Origin of the sequence: Lysobacter gummosus (genome assembly GCF_001442805.1) — a bacterium.
Taxonomy (GTDB): Bacteria; Pseudomonadota; Gammaproteobacteria; order Xanthomonadales; family Xanthomonadaceae; genus Lysobacter; species Lysobacter gummosus.
In genome coordinates this window covers 3299409-3323975 of record NZ_CP011131.1, presented here as the reverse complement: position 1 = coordinate 3323975, position 24567 = coordinate 3299409, and the positions used below count along the sequence as shown (strand labels likewise).

Sequence of the window (24567 nt, the reverse complement as noted above, 5' to 3'; positions counted from 1 at the left end):
TCTAGCGTTCTCGCACGAAAGGCCCTGGATTCCCGCGTTCGCGGGAATGACGACCTTGTAGATATGTCATGTCTGCAAAATCCGCCACGCAAAAAAAACGGCAGCCCGAAGGCTGCCGTTTTTTTGTGGGAGGGGCTTCAGCCCCGACGCTCTTCTTTCAGATCGCAGTGCCGCATATCCCGGCTTGCTGATCGACCCTTCACTGCGCCGGACGAAACTCCACCGGCTGCTCCACCACCGAAGCGACCTCGCGCCCATTGCGAGTCGCCGGCTTGAAGCGCCAGTCGCGCATGGCCAGCATCGCCGCGCGATCGAGATCGCGCGAGCCGCTGCGGCGGGAGACCGCGATGTCGTCCGGAACGCCGTCGGCGCCGACATTGACCCGCAGCACCACGGTGCCGCCTTCGCCGCGACGCAGCGCGGCGACCGGGTAACGCGGTTCCGGGCTGCGGCTTGCGATCGGTCGCGCGTCGGTGGCGCGCGGTTTGGCCGCGAGCGCCTTGCGATGCGCGGCCGCCTTGGCCTTGGCCACGGCGGCCTGCCTGGATGCGGTAGCGGCGTTGGCGTCGGCGGCGCCATCGGCCGGAGTGCGTTCCACCGGCGGCAAGGTCACCACCGGATGGATCGGCGCCGGCGGCGCGACGGCCGGGCGCTTGCCGTAGAAATACCAGCCCATGAACGTGGCCGCGAGCAGCAACATCAGCAGCCACAGGCCGTTGCGGCTGGGCGCGGCCTCGACCGCGGTGGCTTCCGGAGCCGGGACCTCGTGCTCGGGCCGGTTGGGATCGATGGTTTGTGACGGTGTGCTCATGCCGACCTCCTTGCGAACGATCCCCGGGGGATGGGATCGCGGAGGCCGAGCTTCTAAGCGGCGGCGTTACTCGCGGGTGAACGAGGTGTGGATTTGGTTCAGGGGCGATTCAAGCGCGAATTGGGCATGAGCGGCATTTAAAAGCTGGAAGTCGGGGGGCTCGGCTTCGGTAATAGCGCGTTGAATGCTTACTGGGTTGGATTAAACGTGATCGGCACCATCACCACGTCGGCCGCCGGTCGCCCCCCGCGCATGGCAGGGCGGAAACGCCAGCTGCGCACCGCATTGACCGCGGCGCGGTCGAGCATCCGCGAGCCGCTGGTTTCGGCGACATCGACCGCACCGGTATCGCCCTGTTCGGTCACCTCGACCCGCACCCGCACCGTGCCGCCTTCGCCGCGGCGCAGCGACGCGGCCGGGTACTGCGGCGCGCGGTTGCCCGGCAGCGGCGTGGCCGGCACGTGCGCGCCGCTGGCGACCGGCGCCGGCGAGGGCTGCGCGCTCGGCGCGGACTGCGGCGGAGCGGGAGGATTCGGGTTCTCGACCAAGCGCGGCTGCTCATCCGGAGCCGCCTGCGTCGTCGCTTCCGGCGCCGCAGGCGGCGCGGCCGGGGCGCTTCCGTCGGCGGCTGCGGGCGCTGGCAGCGGCGCATAGAACGGTTGCTCGCTGGTCGGCGGCGCTTGTTCGCCGGCGCGGTAGAAGCCGTCGTTGCGGTTGCGGTTGCTCGACCAGACCCAGGCGAACAGCGCCAGCCCGATCGCGAACGCCCCCAGCACCCACCACCAGGCCTTGCCCGAGGGCAGCCAGGAAGCGAAGTTGAAGGAACGGCGCGGCGCGGGGGAGGGCGTGGACATAGGGCAGGAGGACTCGCGGGTCGGAGGGATCACGGCGATTTCGAGACGCCGTGCATTCTGCAACGAAATGCCGCGCGCTGTCGGCCGCAACCGCCGCGGACCACGCGCGGTTCGCGAAAAAGCCGCGTTGACGCGATAATCTGCGGTTCTCCCCGCCACATCCGGCTAAGTCATGCTCGATCCGAACCTGTTGCGCCAACAGCCCGGCGAACTCGCCGCCCGCCTGCACGCCACCCGCGGCTACGCCCTGGATCCGGCGGCGCTGGTGTCGCTGGAAAGCGAGCGCAAGATGGTGCAGGTGCGCACCCAGGAGTTGCAGGCTTCGCGCAACAAGCTCTCCGGCGAGATCGGCAAGCGCAAGAGCAAGGGCGAAGACATCGCCGACCTGATGGCGCAGGTGTCGAGCATGGGCGACGAGCAGAAGCTCGGCGAGACGCGCCTGGATGCGATCAAGGCCGAGATCGAAGCCATCGCCCTGGGCATTCCCAACCTGCCGCACGATTCGGTGCCGCTGGGCGCGGACGAAACCGCCAACGTCGAACAACACCGCTGGGGCACGCCGCGCGAATTCGATTTCCAGGTCAAGGACCATGTCGAACTCGGCGCCCGCCACGGTTGGCTCGACGCCGAAACCGCGGCCAAGCTGTCGGGCGCGCGCTTCACCGTGCTGCGCGGCCAGTTGGCGCGCCTGCATCGCGCGCTGGCCCAGTTCATGCTGGACCTGCACGTCGAACAGCACGAGTACGAAGAAACCAACGTCCCGCTGCTGGTCAATCCCGATTCCATGCGCGGCACCGGCCAGTTGCCCAAGTTCGAGGACGATCTGTTCGCGACCCTGGTCGGCGAGGGCGAATCGGCCAGCAAGCGCTATCTGATCCCGACCTCGGAAGTGCCGCTGACCAATATCGTGCGCGACGAGATCGTCGAAGACTCCGTATTGCCGCTGCGCATGACCGCGCATTCGATGTGTTTCCGCGCCGAGGCCGGCAGCGCCGGCCGCGATACCCGCGGCATGATCCGCCAGCATCAGTTCGAGAAGGTCGAACTGGTGACCATCGCGCGTCCGGAAGACAGCTACGCCGAGCACGAGCGCATGACCCGCTGCGCCGAAGTGGTGCTGGAAACCCTCGGCCTGCCGTACCGGCGCATGCTGCTGTGCACCGGCGACATGGGCTTCGCCGCGACCAAGACCTACGACCTGGAAGTGTGGCTGCCCAGCCAGAACAGCTACCGCGAGATTTCCTCGTGCTCCAACTGCGAGGCCTTCCAGGCCCGCCGCATGCAGGCGCGCTGGCGCAACCCGGCCACCGGCAAGCCCGAGCCGGTGCATACGCTCAACGGCTCCGGCGTGGCGATCGGCCGGGCGATGATCGCGGTGATGGAGAACTACCAGAACGCCGACGGTTCGATCACGGTGCCCGAGGCGCTGCGGCGTTACATAGGCGGGGTCGAAACGCTGGCTTGAGCGGGACAGGTTCGCGGCCCCTCACCCCGGCCCTCTCCCGCAAGTGGGAGAGGGAGCTCTTCGGAGGTTTTCGTTCGCGCTTGCTGTTCGACCGCTCCGGTCGCGTCGTACTACTCCCTCTCCCGCTTGCGGGAGAGGGCCGGGGTGAGGGCCGCGAGCCCATACCGCGGCCACAAAAAAGCCGGGCCCGTCAGGACCCGGCGAATGCCGGCGTGGGGGGAGGGAACGCCGGACTTGGGAGCTACACGGTAATCACGGGTGTTGCGGGACAGACACGGATGAAGCCTCATGCCGCCTTGCGTTGCGGCAGCGGGATGGAAGCGTGCGCCGCAGCGAGCGCGTCGGCACGATGCTGAGGCGAGTAAGACACACCCTCGGCACGCACGAACTCGACATCGGTCACGCCGATGAAACCGAGGACGTGACGCAGGTAGGTCTCCTGGAAATCGCTGGGCTGGCCGGTGTGCAAACCGCCGCGGCCGCTGACGATGATGGCCTTCTTGCCCTTGGCCAGCCCCTCGGGGCCGTCGGCGGTGTAGCGGAAGGTCCTGCCGGCCACCGCGACCCGGTCGATCCAGGCCTTGAGCGTGGAAGGAATGCCGAAGTTGTACATCGGCGCGCCCAATACAATCACGTCGGCGTCCAGGAATTGTTGCAGGATGCGCTCTGATTCCTCGGTTTCGGCCGGATCGACCTTTGCCAGGGAACGACCGGTAAGATGCGGAACCGGGTCGGCGTCCAGATCGCGGTAGTCGATGCGCAGCCCCGCCACCTCGTCCTGCCAACGCGCCGCTACGGCTGCGGACAGCTCACGGGTCACGGAATTTGCGCCCAAGGCGCTGGAATCGATGTGCAGCAGCTTCATGGTGGGCCTCGGTAGGCTGGAAGGCGGGCGGTGCCGCGTTGGAGCAAAGTCTGGATCGTTGCGGTAATGGGATAAAGCTGGTTCAATACCACCAACTGTTCTACTTTTGGAACTATCGTCATGCACGATCTCAATGACCTCTACTACTTCGCGATGGTCGTGGACCACGCCGGTTTCGCCGCCGCCGAGCGCGCGCTGGGCATTCCCAAGTCGCGCCTGAGCCGCCGCATCAGTCAGTTGGAAACCGATCTGGGCGTGCGCCTGCTGCAGCGTTCCACCCGCCGCTTCGCCGTGACCGAAGTCGGCAACAGCGTGTATCGCCACGCCCAATCGATGCTGGCAGAGGCCCAGGCCGCGCGCGAAGTGGTCGATCGGCTCAGTGCCGAGCCGCGCGGGGTGATCCGGGTCAGCGTCCCGGTCGGTCTCGCGCAGCAGCAGATTCCAAAGCTGCTGCCCGAATTCCTGGCCAAGTACCCGCAGGTTCGCGTGCAATTGCACGTCAGCAACCGGCGCGTGGACATCATCAACGAAGGCATCGACGTCGCCCTGCGCGTGCGCTCCAAGCTCGACGACGACGGCAGCCTGGTCATGCGCAGCTTCGGCCAGATCCAGGAATTGCTCGTCGCCAGCCCCAAATACCTGACCCGCATGGGCCGCCCGACCAATCCGGACGAACTGGCCGATCACGTCACCCTGAGCATCAGCGAAGACGACGCCCGCCAGCGCTGGGAATTGCACGGTCCCGACGGCGAAGTGCGCAAGGTCGAACTCAAGCCGCGCGTGATGGGCTTCGACTTCCCGATGCTGATGGCGCTGGCAGAGCAGGGCGTGGGCATCACCCTGCTGCCGGAAACCGTCTGCGCCGAAGCCGTGCGCCGGGGCGAGCTGGAAGTGGTGCTGCCGAACTGGCGCCTGCCGCAGGGCATTTTCCACGCCGTGTTCGCCTCGCGCCGCGGCCTGCTGCCGGCGGTGCGGGTATTCATCGACTTCCTGGCCGAGAAGGCGCCGTCCCTGGTCGAATCCGCGCGTCTGCAATGCAGCGACATCAAGGGCGGCCAGCCGTGCCCGGACAGCGTCGCCCACCGCGACGGCAAGAAGCACGACAAGCCGGTGAAGATTTCCGCTCCGGCGTGAGAGAATGTCCCGCGCCCGGTGCAAGGCCGGGCGCGCAGGGTGCCGCCCGCGAGCGGCAACGCGTTCTACGGAGAGATGGCCGAGTGGTTTAAGGCAGCGGTCTTGAAAACCGCCGAAGGGTCAAACCTTCCGTGGGTTCGAATCCCACTCTCTCCGCCAGATTGAGCTGACCTGAAAAAACTGATCCAGATCGATTGTTCATAAACTATGACCAAGGAGATTTGGACCATGCCTAAGAAGCGCTTTAGTTCCGAAGAGATCATCCACAAGCTGCGAGAAGCCGAAGTGCTGTCGGCTCAAGACCGCACGATCGCCGAGATTAGTCGCCAGTTGGGTGTGACCGAGCAAACCTACTTCCGTTGGCGCAAGGAGTACGGCGGCCTGAAGGTAGACCAGGCCAAACGCCTGAAGGACCTGGAGATGGAGATGGAGAATGCAAGGCTGCGGCGTGCCTTGTCGGACGCGGTGATCGATAACCAGATCCTGCAAGAGGTAAGCAAGGGAAACTTCTAAGCCCGATGCGTCGTCGTCAAGCTGTGGCTCACGTGCACGTGCACGAGCACCTGGGCTACGCGGAGCGACGGATTTGCCGGGCATTGCATGTCACCCGCTCGTCGGTTCGCTATGTTCCGCAGCCACGCAGCGATGAGTCTTCGCTCACGCAGGCGCTGATCGCATTGGCCAGCCAGTACGGCCGCTACGGCTATCGGCGCGTGCATGCCTTGGTGAGAGCGCAAGGCTGGTCAACGAGTCGATCGCGAGTCGAGCGTATCTGGAAGCGCGAAGGACTGAAGGTGTCGACCAAGCAACCCAAGCGCGGTCGGCTCTGGCTCGCCGATGGCAGTTGTCTTCGCTTGCGGCCCGAGCATCCTCATCACGTCTGGAGCTGGGATTTCGTGATGGAGCGAACCCATGATGGGCTGTGTTGAAGATATTGGTGTTGATCGATGAGTACACGCGGCAATGCCTAGCCTTGTAAACTAACTTTACATCTGGACCAGTTAACGCAGGCCAGTCATTGAATTCGCCGGCTTCCTCTGCGAGCGATACGCCTTTCGCCGATGCAAAGGGCGTCGGCAACTTCCGAAATCTGTTCCTGTACTCGCCGAATGGAAAGAAAGACGGCGTGCAGGTCATCCCGATCAGCGAGGTTGCGGCGAAGGACGAATTTCTAGGCATCAAGGGTGCGACCCGCGATGACGTGCTCACCGCGCATCGCGTGCCGTCGCAACTGCTAGGAATCGTGCCGAACAACACGGGCGGATTCGATGACGTGGAAAAGGCAGCTCGCGTATTCGCGCGAAACGAGTTGCTGCCGCTGCAAGCTCGCTTCCGTCGCATCAACGATTGGATCGGCGACGAGGTTGTGCGTTTCTTGCCATACGATCTGGGTGACGCATGACTGCTGGGTCAGCACATGAGAAAGGCCCCGGCATTTGCCGGGGCCGATTTCTCTAGTATTTAGACAGCAAATTTCATCTCTAACATGCGCGCGAAGAAATCTCCTGCTACAGCTCAATGGTCACAAATTTTGTCCGCATTGCGGACATTTCTCTTTCGCAAATGGCAGCAGCACGAGCGATCCCTGAATCGCCCAGGGTTTCGTAGACATCTCGCAGCCATAAACTATGGCTTAAGTGGAGGTGGTTATGAGCGCGAAGCGATACACCGATGAGTTCAAGATCGAAGCGGTCCGTCAGATCGTGGAGTACGGGCGGCCGGTGGCCGAAGTAGCCGAGCGCCTGGGCGTGTCGGTGCACAGCCTGTACGGCTGGCGGCGTCAGCAAGGCAAAAGCGATGTGGTTCGTCGTGTGGAAAAAGATCAGAACGCGGACGTGCGACGCCTGAAGGCAGAACTTCGGCGCGTGACTGAAGAACGAGACATCCTAAAAAAAGCCGCCGCGTACTTTGCCAAGGGGTAAAGGTGAAGTACGCCTTCATGAAGCAGCACGCCGACGAGTTCGGCCTGGCCGCAATGTGCCGTGTCTTGGGCATAAACCGCAGCGGTTACTACGCTTGGCTTCACGCGCCGGCCAGTGCGCGTGCACGCGACGACCAACGTCTGTTGGGATTGATCAAGCACAGTTGGTTGGAAAGCGGCTCGATCTACGGCCATCGCAAGATCACCACGGACCTGCGCGAGTTGGGTGAAACGTGCAGCAAACACCGCGTTGCGCGTTTGATGAAGCAAGAAGGGCTGCGCGCCATGGTGGGCTACGGCCGGCGGCCGCGGCCGTTGAGCGGGCCGATCGGCGCCGTCGCCAACAACGTGCTGGCGCGTGAGTTCACAGCGCAAGAACCCAATCGGGCCTGGGTGACCGACATCACCTACATTCGCACCCACGAAGGCTTCTTGTACTTGGCCGTCGTGCTCGATCTGTTCTCCCGCAGGATCGTGGGCTGGGCCACGCGTCCAACGCAGCACTCCGATCTGGTGCTGCAGGCGCTGCTAGCGGCGGTGTGGCGACGCAAGCCCGCGCCTGGTTTGCTCTTGCACTCGGATCAAGGCAGTCAGTTCACGAGCGAAGACTGGCAGAGCTTTTTGAAGGCCCACGGCATCGTGTGCAGCATGAGCCGACGCGGTAACTGTCACGACAACGCCGCGATGGAAAGCTTCTTCCAGTTGCTCAAGCGCGAACGGGTTAAGCAACGGATCTACCATACCCATGACAAAGCACGAGGCGATGTGTTCGATTACATCGAGCTGTTCTACAACCCCAAACGACGGCACAGTTCCAACAATGGCCTGTCCCCGATAGAGTTTGAAAGGCGGTACGCACTAAACGGCTGACGACTGTCTACAAAAACCTGGGCGATTCACCTCCCCGTAAACTCACTCCAGCAATAACTAGAGGTCTCCAGGCAAACTAGCCCAAAGGAGACTGAAATGCGCAAGAGCAAGTTCACTGAGAGCCAGATCGTCACGACGCTGAAGCAGGTCGAAGGCGGGCGCCAAGTCAAGGATGTCTGCCACGAGTTGGGCATTTCCGAAGCAACGTACTACGTGTGGAAGTCCAAGTACGGCGGGATGGAAGCGGCGGATGTGCAACGGCTGCGGGATCTGGAAGCCGAGCACAACAAGCTCAAACGTATGTACGCCGAGCTGGCGATGGAAAACCATGCCTTGAAGGATGTCATCGCAAAAAAGCTCTAGCCTCGGGGCATAAGCGCCCGCTGGCCGCGTGGTTGATGGAGTACCACGGTTGGAGCGAGCGCCGGGCTTGTACGGCGATTGGCCTGTCGCGATCGACGGTGCGGCGCCCGGATCGCGACGAGCAGGTCATTGCGTTGTTGGCGGAGTTGGCTGAGCGGTTCCCGGAGCGCGGATTCGACAAGCTGTTCCAGTTGATCCGGCGCCGAGGGCAGCCTTGGAACCACAAGCTGGTGTGGCGGGTGTATTGCCTGATGCAACTTAATCACCGACGTCGCGGCAAGAAACGACTGCCTAACCGGCATCCTTTGCCGCTGGTAGCCGGCGAGCAGATCAACGGCAGTTGGTCGATCGACTTCATGTCCGACGCACTATGGGATGGCCGCCGCTTTCGCACCTTCAACGTCATCGACGATTTCAGTCGCGAAGCCTTGGCGATCGAAGTCGATCTGAATCTGCCGGCTACCCGAGTCATCCGCACCCTGGAACGCATTGGCGCCTGGCGCGGTTATCCCCGCAAGTTGCGCTTGGACAACGGCCCGGAGTTCATCGCGTTGGCGCTGGCCGAGTGGGCTGAACGCAAAGGCATCACCTTGGACTTCATCGAGCCCGGCCGCCCGATGCAGAACGGTTTTATCGAACGCTTCAGCGGCAGCTACCGACGCGGTGTGCTGGACATGCACGTATTTCGAACCCTGAGCGAGGTTCGCGAACACACCGAACAGTGGCTTTGCGACTACAACGGCGAGATTCCCCATGACAGCCTGGGCGGCCTAACACCCGTCGAGTTCCGAGTTCACAACGACCCGGCGACCTCTAGTTTTGGGTGGCACTGATTTATGGGGAGGTGACACCACTTGCCGACACCGGCGAACCATTCCGGGGTGGCCGCGTAGACGGCTTCATCGGCTTCGGCCCGGAACTCGTCGCAGGTTTCCGGTGCTCCTGCCGGAACCGCGACGATCAGCCGCGTCGGCTGCCGCTTACGCAATGCGACGACGGCGACGCGCGTGCTCGAGCCCGTCGCCATGCCGTCATCAACCAGGATCACGGTTTTTCCGATGGCCTGGGTTCCGGTCGCGCCGCTGCGCGAGCAGTTGCGGAAAGCCGCTCTGCGTCAGGCATGCGAAACGATTCGACTGAACGATTGGCAGGCCTTGGACGCTAGACGCGATCTGCTGTGCCTACGAGCTTGTTGATTGCCGCGCCCAGCGTCGCTCCCAGGATCTGAGCCGCGATAAAGGCCGGCACGTCATCCGGCGCAATGCCCGCGAAGCTGTCGCTGAACATGCGCCCGAAGGATGCTGCGGGATTGGCGAAGGATGTGGAGGAGGTGAACCAGTAGGCCGCCCCTATATATGCAGCCACCATCGCAGCCACCCGCGATGAAGGCGCCCGCAGCACCACGAGCAGCAGTCCTGCGGTCGCGACGATCTCGCCAAGCCATTGACCCAAGCCGGTCCGCGCTTTCGTCGAGAACTCCAGCAGCGGCAGATCGAACATCGCGTTCGCAAGCCATGCGCCGCACGCAGCGCCCAAGAGCTGAACCACGATGTAGCCCGGCAGCAGGGGCCAGGAGAGTTCGCCGCGCATGGCCATGACGGTGCTGACCGCCGGGTTCATGTGGGCGCCGCTTACGGGACGGAAGAGCTCAATGAGAATGTAGAGCCCGCCGACCGTAGCCAACGTGTTCGCCATCAACGCGACCGCATCGTTTCCGCCTGCCAGGCGTTCGGCCATGATGCCCGAGCCCACGACCGTGACCAGCAGCAGGCTCGTAGCCAGAAATTCCGCGAACAGACGCTGCCGGATCATTCGGCGCCGACGCGCGCGATTTCACCCAGCTTCGCCTGTGCGGCCAGGCGATCCAGGCTTTGCAGCGGGAGCGAAAGCAGCAATTCGATGCGACGGCGAAGGGTGGCGAACGCTGCGGTGTAAGCGTGGCGGCGATCTTCTTCATCCCCCGTGGCCGCCACAGGATCGGGCACCCCCCAATGGGCCAGCGCGGGATGGCCCAACCAGATTGGGCAGGCCTCGCCAGCGGCGTTGTCGCAGACCGTGATCACGATATCCATATGGGGTGCGCCATCCGCGGCGAATTCGTCCCAGCTCTTGCTGCGAATCTGGCTTGCGTCATATCCAATGGCTTCGGCAAGCTGCCGGGCCATCGGCTGGACCTGGCCGCTGGGATGGCTGCCGGCGCTGTAGGCTTTGAATCGCCCTTTCCCCAGCACATTGAGGATCGCCTCGGCCATGATGCTTCGCGCGGAATTGCCGGTGCACAGAAACAGGACGTTATAGATCTTGTCGGTCATTTCGCTGCTCTTGGATGCGGTTCAACGAAGCTTCTTGCCGGCGGCGGGAGCGCACGACTTTCCGCCACAGCAGTTCTTGGTCAGGAAGCCGATAAGGCCATTCATGCGGTCGTAATCGGCGCGTATCCGGATAACTCTGCCCTCGCGCTCGTCGGTGACCAGGCCCGCGGCGCGCAGCTGGTTCAGATGTGCGGTGAGAGTCGCGGGCGGCAGATCGAGTTGATCGCGCAGTTCGCCCACGGCCATGCCGGCCGGACCGGCTTGCACGAGCTCGCGATAAGCGGCAAGGCGATGGTCGTGGGCGAGCGCACGAAGCGCCTGTATGGTCTGGGTCGTATTCATATTTCTATATTTCCGGAATATAGGAAGTATTTCAAGCCTTTGTTGCAGAAGAATGACTGCTTTAGATCGAGGGCAGGGCCACGACTTCGCGCAGCGCTTCGCGCTGGCGAGGTCCCGGAGATACCGCGAATGCGTTGATCGACTCCCGCCCGCGGGGCGGATTTGGCTCGTTACCTTTTATTCCGGCGTTCGCTTCCACCTGCCGCCGGAGAGCGATGACTATCAACATCCTTCAAGGCGAAGATCGCGGATCGAGGCAAGAAATTCGTGGGCCACGAACGCCTCTGCCGGGGCGGCGACGCCGATCTTCCTGCATCGCCCGTCGCTTATGCGTTGGAGCGCCTCAACTACCAGCGGCGCGCTGATCGCGTAGATGTCGCGTCCATGCGCAATTGCGCGACGTGTCTGGCCATTCCGGCGCACCAGGACATCGACGGCGAAGACCTGCGCCGAACGTCCGCGCGCATCGGTCGATGTCGGTGGCGGCGTACTGGGATCGCGCAGGTCGTTGAGCGGCGTGAGGTTCATATAGGACTGCACCTTATCGCTGCGCATATGCCGCGAGATCGTGATGATCTCCGAGAAGGGCAGCGCCACCATCTGTTGCGTTGCGAACGGTGCGCAGAACGTCCATTCGCGCGATGGCGGTGGATCGGCGAGCGGTTCCAGTTTTCCGTCCGTAAATACCAAACGCGAACCGTGGGCAGGGCGTCTCGGCGCGCGCGTGCCTGCCGTCGGGTGCCAGCGGTCCAAGGCTACGCCGATCTCGATCGCGTCTGCATCCGGCCAATCCTGCATCGCCGTTGTCGCCAGCAAATCCGCCAAACCGCCGTAGAACGCCATCGCTGGAATCACTGTGATCCCAGTATTCCTCGCTGTTTCAGAAAAACGCTCGAAGATGCCAAGCGCGACCGCCTGCTCGGCGCATACATCCAGGTAGTGGACGCGCGCACGCAGCGCTGCTTCCAGCATGGGCACTGCGGTGTCGAGAAATGGCCCGGCGCAGTTGATGACGCCGAAGGCGCCGACCAGGGCACGGTCGAGCGAGGATGGATCCATGACCGACGCCACGCGCCGTTCGAGTTCGGGAAACGCGCTGCCCATCTCGTCCAGCTTGCCTGCATCGCGTCCGGCCAGTATCGGTGTCCATCCACGTTCGCACAGTTCGGCGACAACAAAGCGGCCGGTATGTCCGTAGGCACCGTAAACGGTGACGTTGCGATTCGACCTCGTCATGCAGTGCTCCGCGGCGGATGGTGTCTTGGCCAATGGAACCATCCGCTATCTGTATCGGCTATCGGAATCTTTAGCTAAACCGTTGAATCCGAAGGCACGGATGCAGAACTTGAACCGCCCATGATTTCGTGGGCAGTCGGGCTGATTCGGAACAGGGGAAAGCGTTGATTGACCCAGGACCAAGCTCAACGATATTTCTTGCGTGTCGATAAGGCAGGCTCCACCCGAGCTTGGGTGGGTGCTCCACAAGACCAGAGGCTACCGTCGCAGCGACAGCTTGCGGCTTCAACGAAGACTTCGGATGAAATTTTAAATCTTTGTTCGCGTTTTTTCAGATACTTGGCGGAATGTTGCGGATCAACATGGGTCGGTCCGTTCGGCCACTGTTTCCATCAATGAATTTTTACGCGATCGATCTTTCTTGGTTTATTGTATTGATTCGTGGCGAGCCTATTTTCCATCCGTTCACTTGGGGGTAGGGTGGAAGAAAGCCAGTCCGATACGTCCTCAGGTGATCTTGCGCCGGTACGCCGTCATCGCGAAAACGTACGCCAGAACGAGGGTGCCGGAGCACCATGCGAGAGCGATCCATATGTCGTTGCCGACCGGTCGTTGCGCAAACAGATCCTGGATCGTGTTGACGATTGAAGTGACCGGCTGGTTCTCGGCGAAGACGCGCACGGGACCCGGCATGGTATCGGTGGGGACGAACGCCGAGCTGATGAACGGCAGGAAGATAAATGGGTAGGAGAATCCGCTGACACCGTCGACGGACTTCGCCGACAGGCCGGCGATGATTGCGATCCAGGTGAGCGCCAGGGTGAATAGCGCCAGGATTCCCGCAACGGCGAGCCATGCCAGCGGGCTTGCCGAAGTGCGGAATCCCATGGCCACGGCCACCAGCACAATGATCGCGAGCGAGAGCCCGTTGGCGAACAGCGAGGTCATGACGTGGGCCCACAGCACCGACGATCGTTGGATCGGCATGGACTGAAATCGCTCGAATATTCCGCTCTTCATATCGATGAACAACCGAAAGGCGGTGTAGGCGATGCCCGACGCGATTGCGATCAGCAGGATTCCAGGCAACAGATAATTGACGTAGTTATCCGTGTTTTTCCTGAGCGCGCCGCCGAACACGTAGACGAACAGCAGCATGAGGGCGACGGGCGTGATCGCGGTCGTGACGATCGTGTCCAGGCTGCGGGTGATGTGGCGCATGGAGCGGCCCAGCAAGACGGCCGTGTCTGCGAAGAAGCGCGTGCTCATGAGTGGCCCTCACTTGGTTCGTCCTTGTCGTTGTTGCCCACGAGTGCGAGAAAGATGTCCTCCAGAGTCGGCTGTCTTTCGACGTACTCGACCTTCGCCGGCGGGAGCAGTCGCTTCAGCTCGGCGAGGGTGCCGTTCGCGATGATGTGCCCCTGATGAAGAATGGCGATCCGATCGGCGAGTTGCTCCGCCTCATCGAGATACTGCGTGGTGAGCAGAACGGTGGTCCCTTGCCTGGCGAGCTCCTTGACGATTTTCCACACTTCGATGCGCGCTTCGGGATCCAGGCCGGTGGTCGGCTCGTCGAGGAAGATCACTTTCGGCCGCCCGATCAGGCTCATGGCGATGTCGAGGCGCCGGCGCATGCCTCCCGAGTACGCAGACACCTTTCGTGATGCCGCATCGGCGAGATTGAAGCGCGCGAGAAGATCATCCGCCACCTGCCCGGGGTCATCGAGATGGCGCAGTTTCGCGACCAGGACGAGGTTCTCGCGACCGGAGAGGATTTCGTCGACCGCTGTGAACTGTCCGGTCAGACTGATGGATTCGCGAACCTGGAACGGGCTCTCGGTGACGTCGAATCCATTGATGGTGGCTGTGCCGGCGTCTGCTCTGAGCAGCGTGCACAGGATTCTCACCATCGTGGTCTTTCCCGCTCCGTTGGAGCCGAGCAGGGCGAAGATGCTGCCTGGGGCCACCTCGAAGTTCACGTCGAGCAGGACCTGCAACTCCTTGTAGGCCTTCGCCATGCCCTGCACGCGGATCGCAGGCTCGCGGTCGCGCGTTGTTGCCATCTTTGCCAGGATAGTCATGTGGTTTTCTCTTCTCTCGCCACGCTGTCGATGGCGCTGGTCAATCGTTCCTGTTCGCGGACGATCCACTGACCCACCGGATAGTTCCGACGAAACGCCTCGGCGAATTCCACAGGGTCTTCCCCGACGATCGCGCGGATCGGGGTCCGGTTCGCCGCGCTCTCGTCGAACAGATCGGCAAGATCCTCCAGCATCGCCAGCAGTTCCTCGCCCTTTCCAGGCCCGAAGTACATCAGGTACCGCTCCAGCGCCTCGATGGCGGTGTGGTAATCCGCAGGAAGCTGTTGCGTGCGCGTCTTGTAGCGCCGGTAACGTTTCTTCTCGTCGATCATTCGTGCGATAAACATGTTCGTGCCTCTCTTTATCTGAGTTGTTCGAGCCGTTCGGACAGAAAGCGCCATGTTCTCCAGAACTCTTCCAGTTCCTTCCCGCCCTGAGCGTTGAGCGAGTACACCTTGCGCGGCGGTCCTTTTTCGGAAGGACGTTTCTCGACGTCGACAAGACCCTTTTGCTCGATTCTTATGAGCAGCGCATACACGGTGCCCTCGGCGATTTCCGAGAAGCCTTTGGCCCGGAGCAAGGTCGTGATTTCGTACCCGTACGCCGGCTTCCCGGCCAGGAGGGCAAGGACGATGCCTTCCAGCGTCCCTTTGAGCATCTCCGTCATCTGTTTGCCCATCGGATACCTCTTTCTACTAAGTGATACTACTTACCAGTAGATAGTAATGCTAAGTAGATAAAATGCAAGCCCCCGGCGGCGGCGCCTCGAAGGCGCCTGCCGTCGCGCTGTATCGCGTCGGTGGTCGTGGGCTGGGCTTGACCTCAAGCAACTTGAAGGGCTGCCGCGCCTGCCGATCGGCTGGAAGCGCCAGCCGCCGACCACATTCGACCGGGCGTTGACTGTTCATTGGGTGCTCGCGGATTCCAGCAACGATTCGCCAGGATCACAGCGCTGGATCAGCGGCCCCCGCGGCGCTCCAGGCGTGGGGAGCGCGTTGAAGCTTCAGCGGCATGCATCGACGCAGCGGGAGGCATGCGTGCGCGGCAAATCTCCAACTAGCGTTCGCTTCCGGTCTATTCCGTTGAAAAATTCGGGTGAATCGGCCATCTGATGCTGATGCACTGACGTGCCATCGATCAGGCGGAAGTCGGCGCGATGACGGGACGTCAGGACGCAGGGCAAGCGCCGCTGTTCTATGCCTTCCACCTGGAGGATCACGTTCGCGCAATGCGATGCAAAGGTTCGAGGTAGAAACGCCGCGACTCGCTCGCGGCGATGACATCAGTTCAACCTGCGCCCACGCCGATCGCGGTTTGCGAATCCACGCCCGCCGCTTCCTCGCGCAGCCAACGGCAGAAGGCATCGACAGCCGGATTGCCATCGCCGCCGTCGGGCGGGCGCACGATCCAGAACGCATACGCGTTAGCGAGGACGTGATCGAATGGCGCGATCAGCCGCCCGCGCTGCAAATCCTCCGCGACCAGCGGACCCACGCCGAGGGCGACGCCATGTCCGGCGATCGCCGCTTCCTGAGCCAGATAGATGCTGGAGAAGACCGGGCCGCGCGTGGCGTCCATGCGCGTAACGCCCGCCGATTCCAGCCACGCGGCCCAATCCGGCACGCCGGCGCGGCCGACGGCGCTTTCGTCGTGCAGCAAGGTATGCCGCAGCAGTTCGTCGGGCTGCGTCAGCGGCGGACGGCTGTCGTCCGGTCGCGATGGCGCGCAGATCGGGAACACCGGCGCGTCCAGCAAATGTTCGGTGCGCACACCGGTGTAAGCGCCGGGTCCGTAGCGCAGGGCGATATCGATGCCGTCGCGGAGGAAATCGGCTTGCTCGTTGCCGGTTTCGATGCGCACCTTGACCTCGGGATGATCGCGATGGAATCGATGCAGCCGCGGCGCGAGCCATTTCGCCGCGAACGATTCCATCGTGCTCACGCGCAGGTCGGCGTGGGCGGGCGCGGTGGCCCGGTCCAGGGCCAGGTTGATCAGCCCGAACAACTGAGTCAGCGACGCGGCCAGCGCCTCGCCCTGCGCGGTCAGTTCGACCGCGCGATGGCCGCGATGGAACAGCTTCACGCCCAGGTGCGCCTCCAGGCGCTTCACCTGATGGCTGACCGCGGCCGGGGTGACGAACAGCTGCGCGGCTGCGGCCTGGAAACTCAGGCATCGCGCCGCGGCTTCGAAGGCGCGCAAGGCGCTGAGCGGGACAGGGTGGAAGGACTTCACGATCGCATCGAGCCTGCGGGTGCCGGAGCCGGCATCCTATCAAGTTAGTTTTCCTAATGCGGTGCGGAAAACATCTCGTTTGTCAGCGTTGCCGGCGCTGGAAATGATGGGGCCACCGAAACGGCGGACGCGCATCATGAAATTCGAAGAACTGGCCGGCGACGTGCTGATGTTCGTCGGCGACGACCACGAGTCGGTCGCCACCGCGATCCTCGACGGCGAGCACGCGCTGCTGATCGATTCGCTGGGCAGCCAGGACGATGCGCGCTGGCTGCGCCGGGTGCTGTGCGAGGACTTGCGCAAGACGGTGCGGGTGATCGTGGCGACGCATTTCATGAGCGATCACATGGCCGGACTTTCGCTGTTCCCCGACGCGCTGACCATCGCGCACCGTCATCATCGCCATACCTTTCTTTCGCAGAACCGGCGGGTCGATGCGTTCTATCGCGAACCGCGGGCGGTGTTCGACAGCGCGATGAGCCTGCGCTGGGGCCGGCATGAGCTGAGTCTGATCCATAACCCCGGCAAGACCATGGACCACATCAGCGTGGACGTTCCCGGCGCCGATCTGGTCTGCGTAGGCGACAACATCGTCGGCAATATCGTCTATCTGTCCAAGGCCGATCCGGCGTTGATTCGCGCCGCGATCGGCCGTATTCGCCAGTTCGGCCGCGGCACCGTCGTCGGCGGGCATATGGGCAAATTTCCGGCGGACGTGCTCGACAACGCGGTGCATTATCTGGACCGATTGCAACACCATGTCACGCAACTGCGGCTCGATTTCGCCGCGGACGAAGCCGATGCCCGCATCGCCTCGATTCCCATCGAAGCCTGTCTGGCGCCGCCGGTGGAAGCGTGCGCGTTCGAGCGCGAATGGCATCGGCGCAATCTGGACGTCGTCATCGCGCAGTCGGTGTTCGCCTTCGACGCGGCGCTCGCGGCGCGGGCGGTGCAGGCATGAACCGCGAAGATGCGATGTCCGGCCGCGGCATCGGGCGCCGGCAATTCCTGTGCGGCTGCGCCGGCTTCGCGGCGGCGAGCTTGCTGCCCGGCAAGGTGTTCGCGGCCGGCAACGGCAATGAACTGAAAATCCAGCGGCTGGCGTGGGCCGGCATCCGCCTGCAATTGCCGCAGGCGACCTTGTTCATCGACCCGTTGATGAATCCCGACGCCTGGGGCGCCGCGCTCAAGGATCGCTTGATTCCGGTCGGCGATGCGGTGGGCGATACCTATGTCGCGATCACCCACGCGCATCCGGATCATTTCGATCCGATGGCCGCGGCGCAGGCGCTGAGCAAGGGCGGGGCGCTGGTGTTTCCGGCCGGAATCCAGCCGCAGCCCATGCCCGAAAAAGCGCGGGCGCGGCCGAGCGCGTTGTGGGAGCCGCAACTGCTCGGCGACTTCACCGCCACCGCCGTGCCGGCTTCGGACGGTTACGGCGATCCGCAGGTGTCGTGGGTGGTGTCGGCCGGCGGTCGCCGCATCTTTCATGGCGGCGACACGCTCTGGCACGGGCACTGGTGGCGAATCGCGCGCCAGTTCGGCCCGTTCGATGCGGCGTTTCTGCCGGTCAACGGCGCGCGTTTCGGTTGGCGCAAGCCGGTCAGCGGCCTGCCGGGCGTGCTGACGCCGGAGCAGGCGGTGGCGGCCGCGACCATCCTCGGCGCGCGCCGTCTGATTCCGATCCACTACGGCATAGCGGGCATGGACGAGGAGTATCGGGAGTTGGACGATCCGATCGGCTTGTTGCGCAAGGCTGCACGCGCGAAGTCGGCTGCGGCGATCGCGATACAGCCGATGGCGCCGGGAGAATGGTTGGACTGGGGTTCCTGACGCGCGTCAGCGAGGCGACGGCGCGCTCAAGCCATCGGGTCCTGCCAGACGACAGTCTCCGCGCGCCCGTCGGCCACCCAGTCGGCGTAGCGCTGCTCGACCACGTGGCGTCGAAATTTCATCGCCGGGGTCATGATGCCGTTGCCGATGCTCCACGGCTCGCCGACGATGCACAGGCGAGCGATCTTTTCGTGATTCTCCAACTGCGTGTTGACCCGTTCCATTTCCGCGCGCAGCAATCTCTCCGCGGCCTGCGGGCTGGGACGGTCGCAGGCCAATGGATTCAGTTTCGCCACGACCCGGGAGTTGCAATCGGTACCGAGCGTGTCAACATGATTAGCATCAAGGGCCATCAGGGAACGATGCGCGTCATCACACCCCTGCCAGCATGCAGCGCCGCCGAACGCCGCCGTGGCTTCCAGGAACTGCTCGACGACGCGCGCCAGCGCGACGCGATGCGGATGCTGGCCGACCCGGATATCGACATCCAGCGCATCGCCGCGGCGCCGGGCTATCAGGAACCGCCATCGTTCATCCGCGCGTTCCAACGCTGGACCGGCACGACGCCGGGTCAGGCGCGCGAAGCCTTGCAGCGGCGCGACTGAGCGATGAGGCGGGGCGATAACGAGGACGAAGGCGACGTGTTGGCCGAGGCGACGCAGGGACGATGAAGACCGGACACAAACTCGCCGCGGCCGTCGCGGTTTTGCCTTTGTCGCTGTTGATGCTGCGCATCACCGGCAGCCCCTGGTGGCTGCTGGGATTGCCTTTCAGCTTTTGCGCCGGCTGGTTGTACGCCAGCGATCTGCATGCCGAGTTGGTGCGCGCCACCGACATGAAGGTCTGGTCGTGGCGGCGACTGCTGCTGCAACTGCCGCAATACGTCATCGCTACGGTCTTCGCGCTGGGCGGCGTCGCCGGATTGGCATGGCTGCTGTGGACGCTGTGGCAGGGCGGCGACATCGGCCTGAAACACGGCCTGCTCGGGCTGGCGGGTTCGGTGATCGCGATACTCGGCGGTGTGGGCATGTTCATGCAGGCTATTCGCGGCCCGCCGCCGACGGTCAAGGAATGGTTCAAGGTCAGTTTCGACGACACGCAGGTGCGCATACGCGCCCGGCCGCCGCGCGAGCCGGAGGTGGATGTGAGCTTCGCCTGGGCCTCGATCGTGCGGGTGATTTTTGAGGATGGCGGGCTGGGCGGCAGCGATATTTTCTTCATCTTCACCGATGCCGCCGAGAAGCCCTTCGTCGTGCTGACCGAAGGCGAGGGCGGTCCGGAGTTTTCCGGCGCCTTGTGCGGGCGCGGTTATTTTCCTCCGGATATCTTCATGCAAGCCATGAGGTCGAGCGACGGAGGCTGCTACGTCTGGCCGCCGCTGGAAACCACGCGCTGAGCGATCGCCGCTTCAACGGCCGCGGCGCGGTAGGATGCGAAGGAACCGTCCTCCCACGCGCCACCCCGTTGGCCCATGCCCGAACAGATCCGCTACCTCGCCACCGCGTTGACCGGCATCGATGCGATGAGCGCGGTGACGGCGCGCGCTTATCCGCGCCATGTCCACGATCAATACGGCATCGGCGTCGTCGATGCCGGCGGCCACGCCTCCGCCAGCGACCGCCGTCAGGTCGAGGCCGGTCCGGGGCAGTTGATCTTCGTCAACCCTGGCGAGGTCCACGACGGCCGCGCGATCGGCGGGCGGCCGCGGGCATGGCGGATGCTGTATCTCGATCAGCAAATGGTCGATCAGGCCCGGATCCAGATCGCCGACGGCGCGCGGCGGCCGTTGACCTTCGCCGCGGCGGTGTTCGGCGATGAACGCGTGCGGCGCGTGTTCGAATCGGCCTATGCGGTATTGACCGGATCGGCGGCGATAAGCGGATCGGCCGCGGCGATGGCGCGCGAAACCGCATTGCTGCGTTTGCTCGCCGCCAGCGACGTCAACGCGACCACGCCGGCGCGGGCGGCTGCCGGCGCCACCGCACCGGTGCGACGCGCGCGCGACCGCATCGAGGCCGAACCGGCGGCGGAACTGTCGCTGGCCGAGCTGTCCGCCGAGGCCGGCGTCAGCCGCTATCAATTGATTCGCGGCTTCGCGCGCGAGTTCGGCCTGACCCCGCATGCCTACATCGTGCAGCGGCGCATCGCCCTGGCGCGGCGGCTGATCCGGCTCGGCCACTCAGCGGCCGACGCCGCGTTGCAGGCCGGTTTCTGCGATCAAAGTCATCTCAACCGTTGTTTCGTGCGCCAGTTCGGCGTCACCCCGAATCGGTACGCGCGTCGCCTGGGCTGAGCGCGCACTTTTATCCAAGACCGCCGGCGCGGCGTTGCGGACAGTAGGGCTCCGATCACACGAGCCCGTACTCATGCGCAACCGCCGTCCCCATCCCAATCTCCATTCCGCGCCGTCCTTCCATCCAGCCCCGCGCGCAGCGGCGGGGAGCCGGCGATGAATCCGATCCGTCCCTGCCGCGCCGACGAAGAAGAGGCGATCCTCACGATCATCAATGCCGCCGCCGAGGCCTACCGCGGCGTGATCCCAGCCGACCGCTGGCATGAGCCGTACATGCCGGCGCGGGAACTGCGCGAGGAGATCGCCGCCGGCGTGGCGTTTTCCGGTTACGAACACGAGGGCGAACTGCTTGGCGTAATGGGCATCCAGCCGGTGCGCGACGTCGATCTGATCCGTCACGCCTATGTGCGCCCCGGCCGCCAGCGTTCCGGCGTGGGCGCGGCGCTGCTGCGGCATCTGCGTGAGAACGCCCAGCGCCCGGTCCTGGTCGGCACCTGGGCCGATGCCGCCTGGGCGATCGCGTTCTATCAGCGCAACGGCTTCGTGCTGGTGCCGCAGGCGCGCGCGGCTGCGTTGCTGCGCAGTTATTGGGATATCCCCGAGCGACAGATCGATACCTCGGTGGTGTTGGAGCTGGCGTCTCGCGATGAGGTTGGTCGATAGGCTGCGCGAGGCGGCGGTCGGCCTGCGTTCGATGGAACAAACGCTCAACCGCCAGATCGCCAGCGCAGCTCGGACGAGGAACTAAATATTTCGACAGCGCCGCCGCCCGCTCTGGTGTCTTCTATGCTTGTCCTTTTTACCGGCTCCCAGAGAACCCAATGTCCATCGATCCCGCGGCTGCGCAACATCCCTCGAACTCCCGGCGCGTAAGCGTATTCGGCGCTTACGGTCATACCGGACGGTTCACCGTCGCGCATCTGCTCGCGCACGGGTGGGAGCCGATCCTGGCTGGCCGCGACGCGACCAAGCTGGCCGCCCTGGCGCAGGATTTCCCCGGGCTGGAGCAGCGGGTGGCGACCGTCGATGATCCGGCTTCGCTCGATCGCGCGCTGGAAGGCGCCGTCGCCGTGCTCAACTGCGCCGGGCCTTTCAGCGAATCGGGCGGGCCGCTGATCGAAGCGGCGTTGCGCGCGCGCATCCACTACCTGGACACCGCGGCCGAACAGCAGCCGGTGATCGCCGCGTTCGAGCGCTATCACGATGCGGCAGTGCAGGCCGGCGTCGCCGTGATTCCGGCGATGGCGTTCTACGGCGGCCTCGCCGATCTGCTCGCCACCGCGGCGGTGGGCGATGAAGCCGGCGCGGACGCGATCGATATCGCCATCGCGCTCGACAGTTGGCACCCCACCGCCGGCACGCGCCTGACCGGGCAGCGCAATACCGCGCGGCGGCTGGTTATCGGCGGGGGCGCGTTGCAGTTTCTCGCCGATCCGGCGCCGACGCGCGAATGGACTTTCGCCGCGCCGTTCGCCAAGCAGGACGTGGTCGCATTGCCCTTCAGCGAAATCCCGCTGATCGCTCAGCACCTGCGCGTGGCCGAGGTGCATTCGTATCTCAATCTGACGCCGCTGAAGGATCTGCGCGATCCGGCCACGCCGCCGCCGATGGCGGCCGATGCGCACGGCCGCTCGGCGCAGCGCTTCGCGATCGAAGTGGAGGTCCGCGGTGGCGCTAGGCGGCACCGGGTCGCCGCGCAGGGGCAGGACATCTACGCGGTCACCGCGCCGCTGCTGGTCGAGGCCCTGGAACGCATCGTCGATGGCCGGCGCCGCGGCGACGGCGTGATCGCGCCCGGGCAGGCCTTCGATGCGGCCGATTTCCTGCGCGCGCTGGCGCCGGACTACCTCGGCCTCAGCGGCCTGGATTGAATCAGGCCTTCGCCGAGGGCAGCGACAAGGTGGCGCGCAAACCGCCGCCTTCGCGGTTTTCCAGGACCAGCTTCGCGTTCAACGACAGCGTCAGCTGTTGAGCGATAGCCAATCCCAGGCCGGCGCCGCCGCTGTCGCGGTTGCGCGAGGCCTCCAGGCGATAGAACGGTTGCAGCACCGCGTCGAGTTCGAGCTCCGGAATGCCGGGGCCGCGATCCAGCACGCTGACGGCGATGCCGCCGTCGGCGGCGCGCACGACTTCCACCTCGGCCGCGCCGGCGTACTTGACGGCGTTGTCGATCAGATTGCCGATTACCCGGCGCAGCGCGTGCGGGCGGGTAAAGATCGGCGCGCCGACGCATCCGGCCAGGACTACGTCCTTGCCGGTGTCCTGGTAATCGAACACCAGACTGTCGAGGAACGCGTCCAGATCGAGCTTGAGCGGCGGCTCGGACGCGCCGTGGGCGCTGCGCGCGTAGGCGACGCCTTCGCGCACCAGGTGCTGCATTTCGTCGAGATCGTCGATCAGCTTGGCGCGCAGCGGCGATTCGTCCATGGCTTCGGTGCGCAGCTTCATGCGCGTGATCGGCGTCTGCAGATCGTGCGAGATCGCCGCGAGAATCTGCAGACGCTCGCTCAGGTAGGCGGCGATGCGGTCCTGCATCGCGTTGAACGCCGACACGGCCTTGGCCACTTCGGTCGGGCCGCCTTCGCGCAGAGGTTCGCTACCGCCGCTGGGGCTCAGCGATTCGGCGGCGTTGGCCAGCCATGCCAGCGGCCGCGTCGCCAGCCGCACCGCCAGCCAGGTGATCAGCAGCAGCAAGCCCAGTTGGATCGCCAGTACGTACGGCAGCCATTGCGCGATCGGCATCGTCGAGGGCGCGACTTCGATCGTCAGCGGATGGCCGTCGCCCAGGGTCAGGTGAACCTGGATGCGCTCCGGGCGCCGCGAGACGGTCTCGGCGCGCACGGGATAACGCGGGCCCAATGCGGAGCCGATCAGGCGGGTGATGTTCTGCGCGCGTTCGCTGAGTTCGGCGCTGCCGGACTCGCCGGAACTGAGCACGTAGCGGTAGGTGCGGCGGGTGAGGTGCGGAAGGAATTCCGCGCGTTCGGCGGCAGGGATGCGGTCGAGCACGGCGACCGAGGTGATCACGTCCTGCTCCAGATTGCCGAGCATCATCGAGGTGGCAGTGACGTAGCGCTCATAGAACAACAGGCCGAACGACAATCCGTGCGCGAGCAGCAGGCCGGCGAACAGGATCAGGTACAGCCGCGAAGCGATGCTGCGCGGCAGCCATTTCGATGGCGTTTGGGCGGCCGCGGCGTTCATGCCTCGTCGCCGACCAGGGTGACCGGCATCGAGAACACATAGCCCTCGCTGCGCACGGTCTTGATGTAGGTCTGCTCGCGCGCGCCGTCCTGCAGGCGCTGGCGCAGTCGGCTGACCAGCAGGTCGATGGAGCGGTCGAAATGCTCCGCGTCGCGGCCCTGGGTCAGGTTCAGCAGTTGATCGCGGCTGAGCACGCGCTGCGGATGATCGAGAAACACCCGCAGCAGACGGAACTCCGCGCCGCTGAGCGCGATGACCGTATCCTGCTCATCGAGCAGATGACGCGCGCTGGTGTCCAATCGCCACTGGCCGAACGCGATCAGCCGACTGGCTTCGCTGATCTGCAGGTTCGGCGGCAGCATGCGGGTGCGACGGATCACCGCATTGATCCGCGCCAGCAACTCGCGCGCCGAGAACGGCTTGACCACGTAGTCGTCCGCGCCCATTTCCAGGCCGATGATGCGATCGGTGGCGTCGTCGCGCGCGGTCAGCATCAACACCGGGATCGAACGGTGCTTGCTCGCGCGAAGATTGCGGCACAGCACCAAGCCGTCTTCGCCCGGCATCATCACATCCAGCACGATCAGATCGACCGCGTGGGTGTCGAGCACCGCGCGCATTTCCCGGCCGTCGGCGGCCACGGTGGTGCGCAGGCCGTTCTTTTGCAGATAGTCGGCGACCATTTCGCGGATGTCGCGATCGTCATCGACGATCAGGATGTGATCGAGCTGTTTCATGCACAAATCCCGCC

Annotated in this window: 27 protein-coding genes, 1 tRNA gene and 2 pseudogenes; 14 read left to right on the top strand and 16 right to left on the bottom strand. The window is 64.3% G+C overall.

All coding sequences use genetic code 11. From position 1 onward, the window contains the following. Window positions 1-199 precede the first annotated feature (199 nt). Window positions 200-811 carry an energy transducer TonB gene (locus LG3211_RS13530; RefSeq protein ID WP_057943299.1) on the bottom strand — a complete coding sequence of 204 codons (612 nt, stop codon included), beginning with the start codon at window positions 809-811 and terminating at the stop codon, window positions 200-202. Between the two features lie 188 nt (window positions 812-999). Then, complete coding sequence (locus LG3211_RS13525; protein WP_057943298.1) at window positions 1000-1665, bottom strand: energy transducer TonB; 666 nt, start codon at window positions 1663-1665, stop codon at window positions 1000-1002. A 172-nt stretch (window positions 1666-1837) separates the two neighbouring features. Here LG3211_RS13525 and serS point away from each other — a divergent pair, with 172 nt between their 5' ends. Next, complete coding sequence (serS, locus tag LG3211_RS13520) at window positions 1838-3130, top strand: serine--tRNA ligase (RefSeq protein ID WP_057943297.1); 1293 nt, start codon at window positions 1838-1840, stop codon at window positions 3128-3130. Window positions 3131-3416: 286 nt separating this feature from the next. On the opposite strand, the gene LG3211_RS13515 is transcribed toward serS, so the two are convergent. Then, window positions 3417-3995 carry an FMN-dependent NADH-azoreductase gene (locus tag LG3211_RS13515; RefSeq protein WP_057943296.1) on the bottom strand — a complete coding sequence of 193 codons (579 nt, stop codon included), beginning with the start codon at window positions 3993-3995 and terminating at the stop codon, window positions 3417-3419. 120 nt (window positions 3996-4115) lie between these two features. Between LG3211_RS13515 and LG3211_RS13510 the strand changes: the two genes are divergently transcribed. The 6 genes and pseudogenes from LG3211_RS13510 (at window position 4116) to LG3211_RS24905 (ending at window position 9116) form a co-directional block, all read left to right on the top strand. Next, window positions 4116-5129, top strand: a complete 1014-nt coding sequence (locus LG3211_RS13510) for a LysR family transcriptional regulator (RefSeq protein ID WP_083512526.1) — start codon at window positions 4116-4118, stop codon at window positions 5127-5129. Window positions 5130-5198: 69 nt separating this feature from the next. After that, window positions 5199-5288 (top strand) — tRNA-Ser (locus LG3211_RS13505). 69 nt (window positions 5289-5357) lie between these two features. Beyond that, window positions 5358-6105: pseudogene (locus tag LG3211_RS27070) on the top strand (transposase); the annotation flags it as partial. A gap of 81 nt (window positions 6106-6186) precedes the next feature. Next, a pseudogene (locus LG3211_RS13495) lies at window positions 6187-6531 on the top strand (phage portal protein); the annotation flags it as partial. 247 nt (window positions 6532-6778) lie between these two features. Continuing rightward, window positions 6779-7920 (top strand): IS3 family transposase gene (locus LG3211_RS13485; RefSeq protein ID WP_148648703.1). Its coding sequence is split into 2 segments (ribosomal slippage): window positions 6779-7016 and window positions 7016-7920, totalling 1143 coding nucleotides; the frame shifts between segments, so codons are not numbered across the junction. Between the two features lie 96 nt (window positions 7921-8016). Further along, a protein-coding gene (locus LG3211_RS24905; protein ID WP_148648896.1) for an IS3 family transposase occupies window positions 8017-9116 on the top strand; the annotation gives its coding sequence in 2 pieces (ribosomal slippage) (window positions 8017-8278 and window positions 8278-9116; 1101 coding nt in all). Here the strand turns inward: LG3211_RS24905 and LG3211_RS24900 are convergent. The 10 genes from LG3211_RS24900 to gcvA form a co-directional block, all read right to left on the bottom strand. Further along, entirely contained in the window at window positions 9077-9331 is a 255-nt protein-coding gene (locus tag LG3211_RS24900) for a phosphoribosyltransferase family protein (RefSeq protein ID WP_083512524.1), read from the bottom strand. The two genes, LG3211_RS24905 and LG3211_RS24900, sit on opposite strands and share 40 nt — an antisense overlap. A 113-nt stretch (window positions 9332-9444) precedes the next feature. Further along, complete coding sequence (locus tag LG3211_RS13470) at window positions 9445-10095, bottom strand: aquaporin (RefSeq protein ID WP_057943294.1); 651 nt, start codon at window positions 10093-10095, stop codon at window positions 9445-9447. Next, a complete protein-coding gene (locus tag LG3211_RS13465; RefSeq protein ID WP_057943293.1) occupies window positions 10092-10595 on the bottom strand; it encodes an arsenate reductase ArsC in 504 nt (167 codons plus the stop codon). The genes LG3211_RS13470 and LG3211_RS13465 overlap by 4 nt, the downstream gene beginning before the upstream one ends. 21 nt (window positions 10596-10616) lie before the next feature. Further along, window positions 10617-10937 (bottom strand): ArsR/SmtB family transcription factor, encoded by a 321-nt coding sequence (locus tag LG3211_RS13460; RefSeq protein ID WP_057943292.1) that lies wholly within the window; start codon window positions 10935-10937, stop codon window positions 10617-10619. Window positions 10938-11159: 222 nt separating this feature from the next. Next, window positions 11160-12173 (bottom strand): saccharopine dehydrogenase family protein, encoded by a 1014-nt coding sequence (locus LG3211_RS13455; protein WP_057945476.1) that lies wholly within the window; start codon window positions 12171-12173, stop codon window positions 11160-11162. 507 nt (window positions 12174-12680) lie between these two features. Beyond that, entirely contained in the window at window positions 12681-13442 is a 762-nt protein-coding gene (locus LG3211_RS13450) for an ABC transporter permease (RefSeq protein WP_057943291.1), read from the bottom strand. Next, window positions 13439-14254 (bottom strand): ABC transporter ATP-binding protein, encoded by an 816-nt coding sequence (locus LG3211_RS13445; RefSeq protein ID WP_187313014.1) that lies wholly within the window; start codon window positions 14252-14254, stop codon window positions 13439-13441. Before LG3211_RS13445 ends, LG3211_RS13450 begins: the two co-directional genes overlap by 4 nt. Beyond that, window positions 14251-14601, bottom strand: a complete 351-nt coding sequence (locus tag LG3211_RS13440) for a DUF1048 domain-containing protein (protein WP_057943290.1) — start codon at window positions 14599-14601, stop codon at window positions 14251-14253. The genes LG3211_RS13445 and LG3211_RS13440 overlap by 4 nt, the downstream gene beginning before the upstream one ends. Window positions 14602-14615: 14 nt before the next feature. Next, entirely contained in the window at window positions 14616-14933 is a 318-nt protein-coding gene (locus LG3211_RS13435) for a PadR family transcriptional regulator (RefSeq protein WP_057943289.1), read from the bottom strand. Window positions 14934-15541: 608 nt separating this feature from the next. Then, on the bottom strand, window positions 15542-16486 hold the full coding sequence (gene gcvA, locus LG3211_RS13430; protein WP_187313013.1) for a transcriptional regulator GcvA: 945 nt from the start codon (window positions 16484-16486) through the stop codon (window positions 15542-15544). Between the two features lie 136 nt (window positions 16487-16622). Here gcvA and LG3211_RS13425 point away from each other — a divergent pair, with 136 nt between their 5' ends. After that, complete coding sequence (locus LG3211_RS13425) at window positions 16623-17447, top strand: MBL fold metallo-hydrolase (protein ID WP_057943287.1); 825 nt, start codon at window positions 16623-16625, stop codon at window positions 17445-17447. Further along, window positions 17444-18319, top strand: a complete 876-nt coding sequence (locus LG3211_RS13420) for an MBL fold metallo-hydrolase (RefSeq protein WP_148648894.1) — start codon at window positions 17444-17446, stop codon at window positions 18317-18319. Before LG3211_RS13425 ends, LG3211_RS13420 begins: the two co-directional genes overlap by 4 nt. A gap of 26 nt (window positions 18320-18345) precedes the next feature. Here the strand turns inward: LG3211_RS13420 and LG3211_RS26425 are convergent, their stop codons facing one another. Next, the gene (locus LG3211_RS26425) at window positions 18346-18615 is read right to left on the bottom strand and encodes a hypothetical protein (protein ID WP_057943286.1); all 270 of its coding nucleotides are present in this window, start codon (window positions 18613-18615) and stop codon (window positions 18346-18348) included. Window positions 18616-18651: 36 nt separating this feature from the next. On the opposite strand from LG3211_RS26425, the gene LG3211_RS26420 reads away from it, so the two are divergent. The 5 genes from LG3211_RS26420 to LG3211_RS13390 all read left to right on the top strand — a co-directional run bounded on the left by LG3211_RS26420 (window position 18652) and on the right by LG3211_RS13390 (window position 22483). After that, entirely contained in the window at window positions 18652-18924 is a 273-nt protein-coding gene (locus LG3211_RS26420; RefSeq protein WP_057943285.1) for a helix-turn-helix domain-containing protein, read from the top strand. 62 nt (window positions 18925-18986) lie between these two features. Continuing rightward, window positions 18987-19715 (top strand): hypothetical protein, encoded by a 729-nt coding sequence (locus LG3211_RS13405; RefSeq protein WP_057943284.1) that lies wholly within the window; start codon window positions 18987-18989, stop codon window positions 19713-19715. Between the two features lie 75 nt (window positions 19716-19790). After that, window positions 19791-20612, top strand: a complete 822-nt coding sequence (locus tag LG3211_RS13400; RefSeq protein ID WP_057943283.1) for an AraC family transcriptional regulator — start codon at window positions 19791-19793, stop codon at window positions 20610-20612. A 156-nt stretch (window positions 20613-20768) separates the two neighbouring features. Then, complete coding sequence (locus LG3211_RS13395) at window positions 20769-21275, top strand: GNAT family N-acetyltransferase (RefSeq protein ID WP_057943282.1); 507 nt, start codon at window positions 20769-20771, stop codon at window positions 21273-21275. Between the two features lie 158 nt (window positions 21276-21433). Continuing rightward, window positions 21434-22483: a saccharopine dehydrogenase family protein gene (locus LG3211_RS13390; protein ID WP_057943281.1), complete on the top strand. Its 1050-nt coding sequence runs from the start codon at window positions 21434-21436 to the stop codon at window positions 22481-22483. 1 nt (window position 22484) lies between these two features. Here the strand turns inward: LG3211_RS13390 and LG3211_RS13385 are convergent, their stop codons facing one another. Both LG3211_RS13385 and LG3211_RS13380 read right to left on the bottom strand, forming a co-directional pair. After that, window positions 22485-23816 (bottom strand): ATP-binding protein, encoded by a 1332-nt coding sequence (locus LG3211_RS13385; protein WP_057943280.1) that lies wholly within the window; start codon window positions 23814-23816, stop codon window positions 22485-22487. Beyond that, a complete protein-coding gene (locus LG3211_RS13380) occupies window positions 23813-24553 on the bottom strand; it encodes a response regulator (protein ID WP_057943279.1) in 741 nt (246 codons plus the stop codon). Before LG3211_RS13380 ends, LG3211_RS13385 begins: the two co-directional genes overlap by 4 nt. Between the last annotated feature and the right edge of the window lie 14 nt (window positions 24554-24567).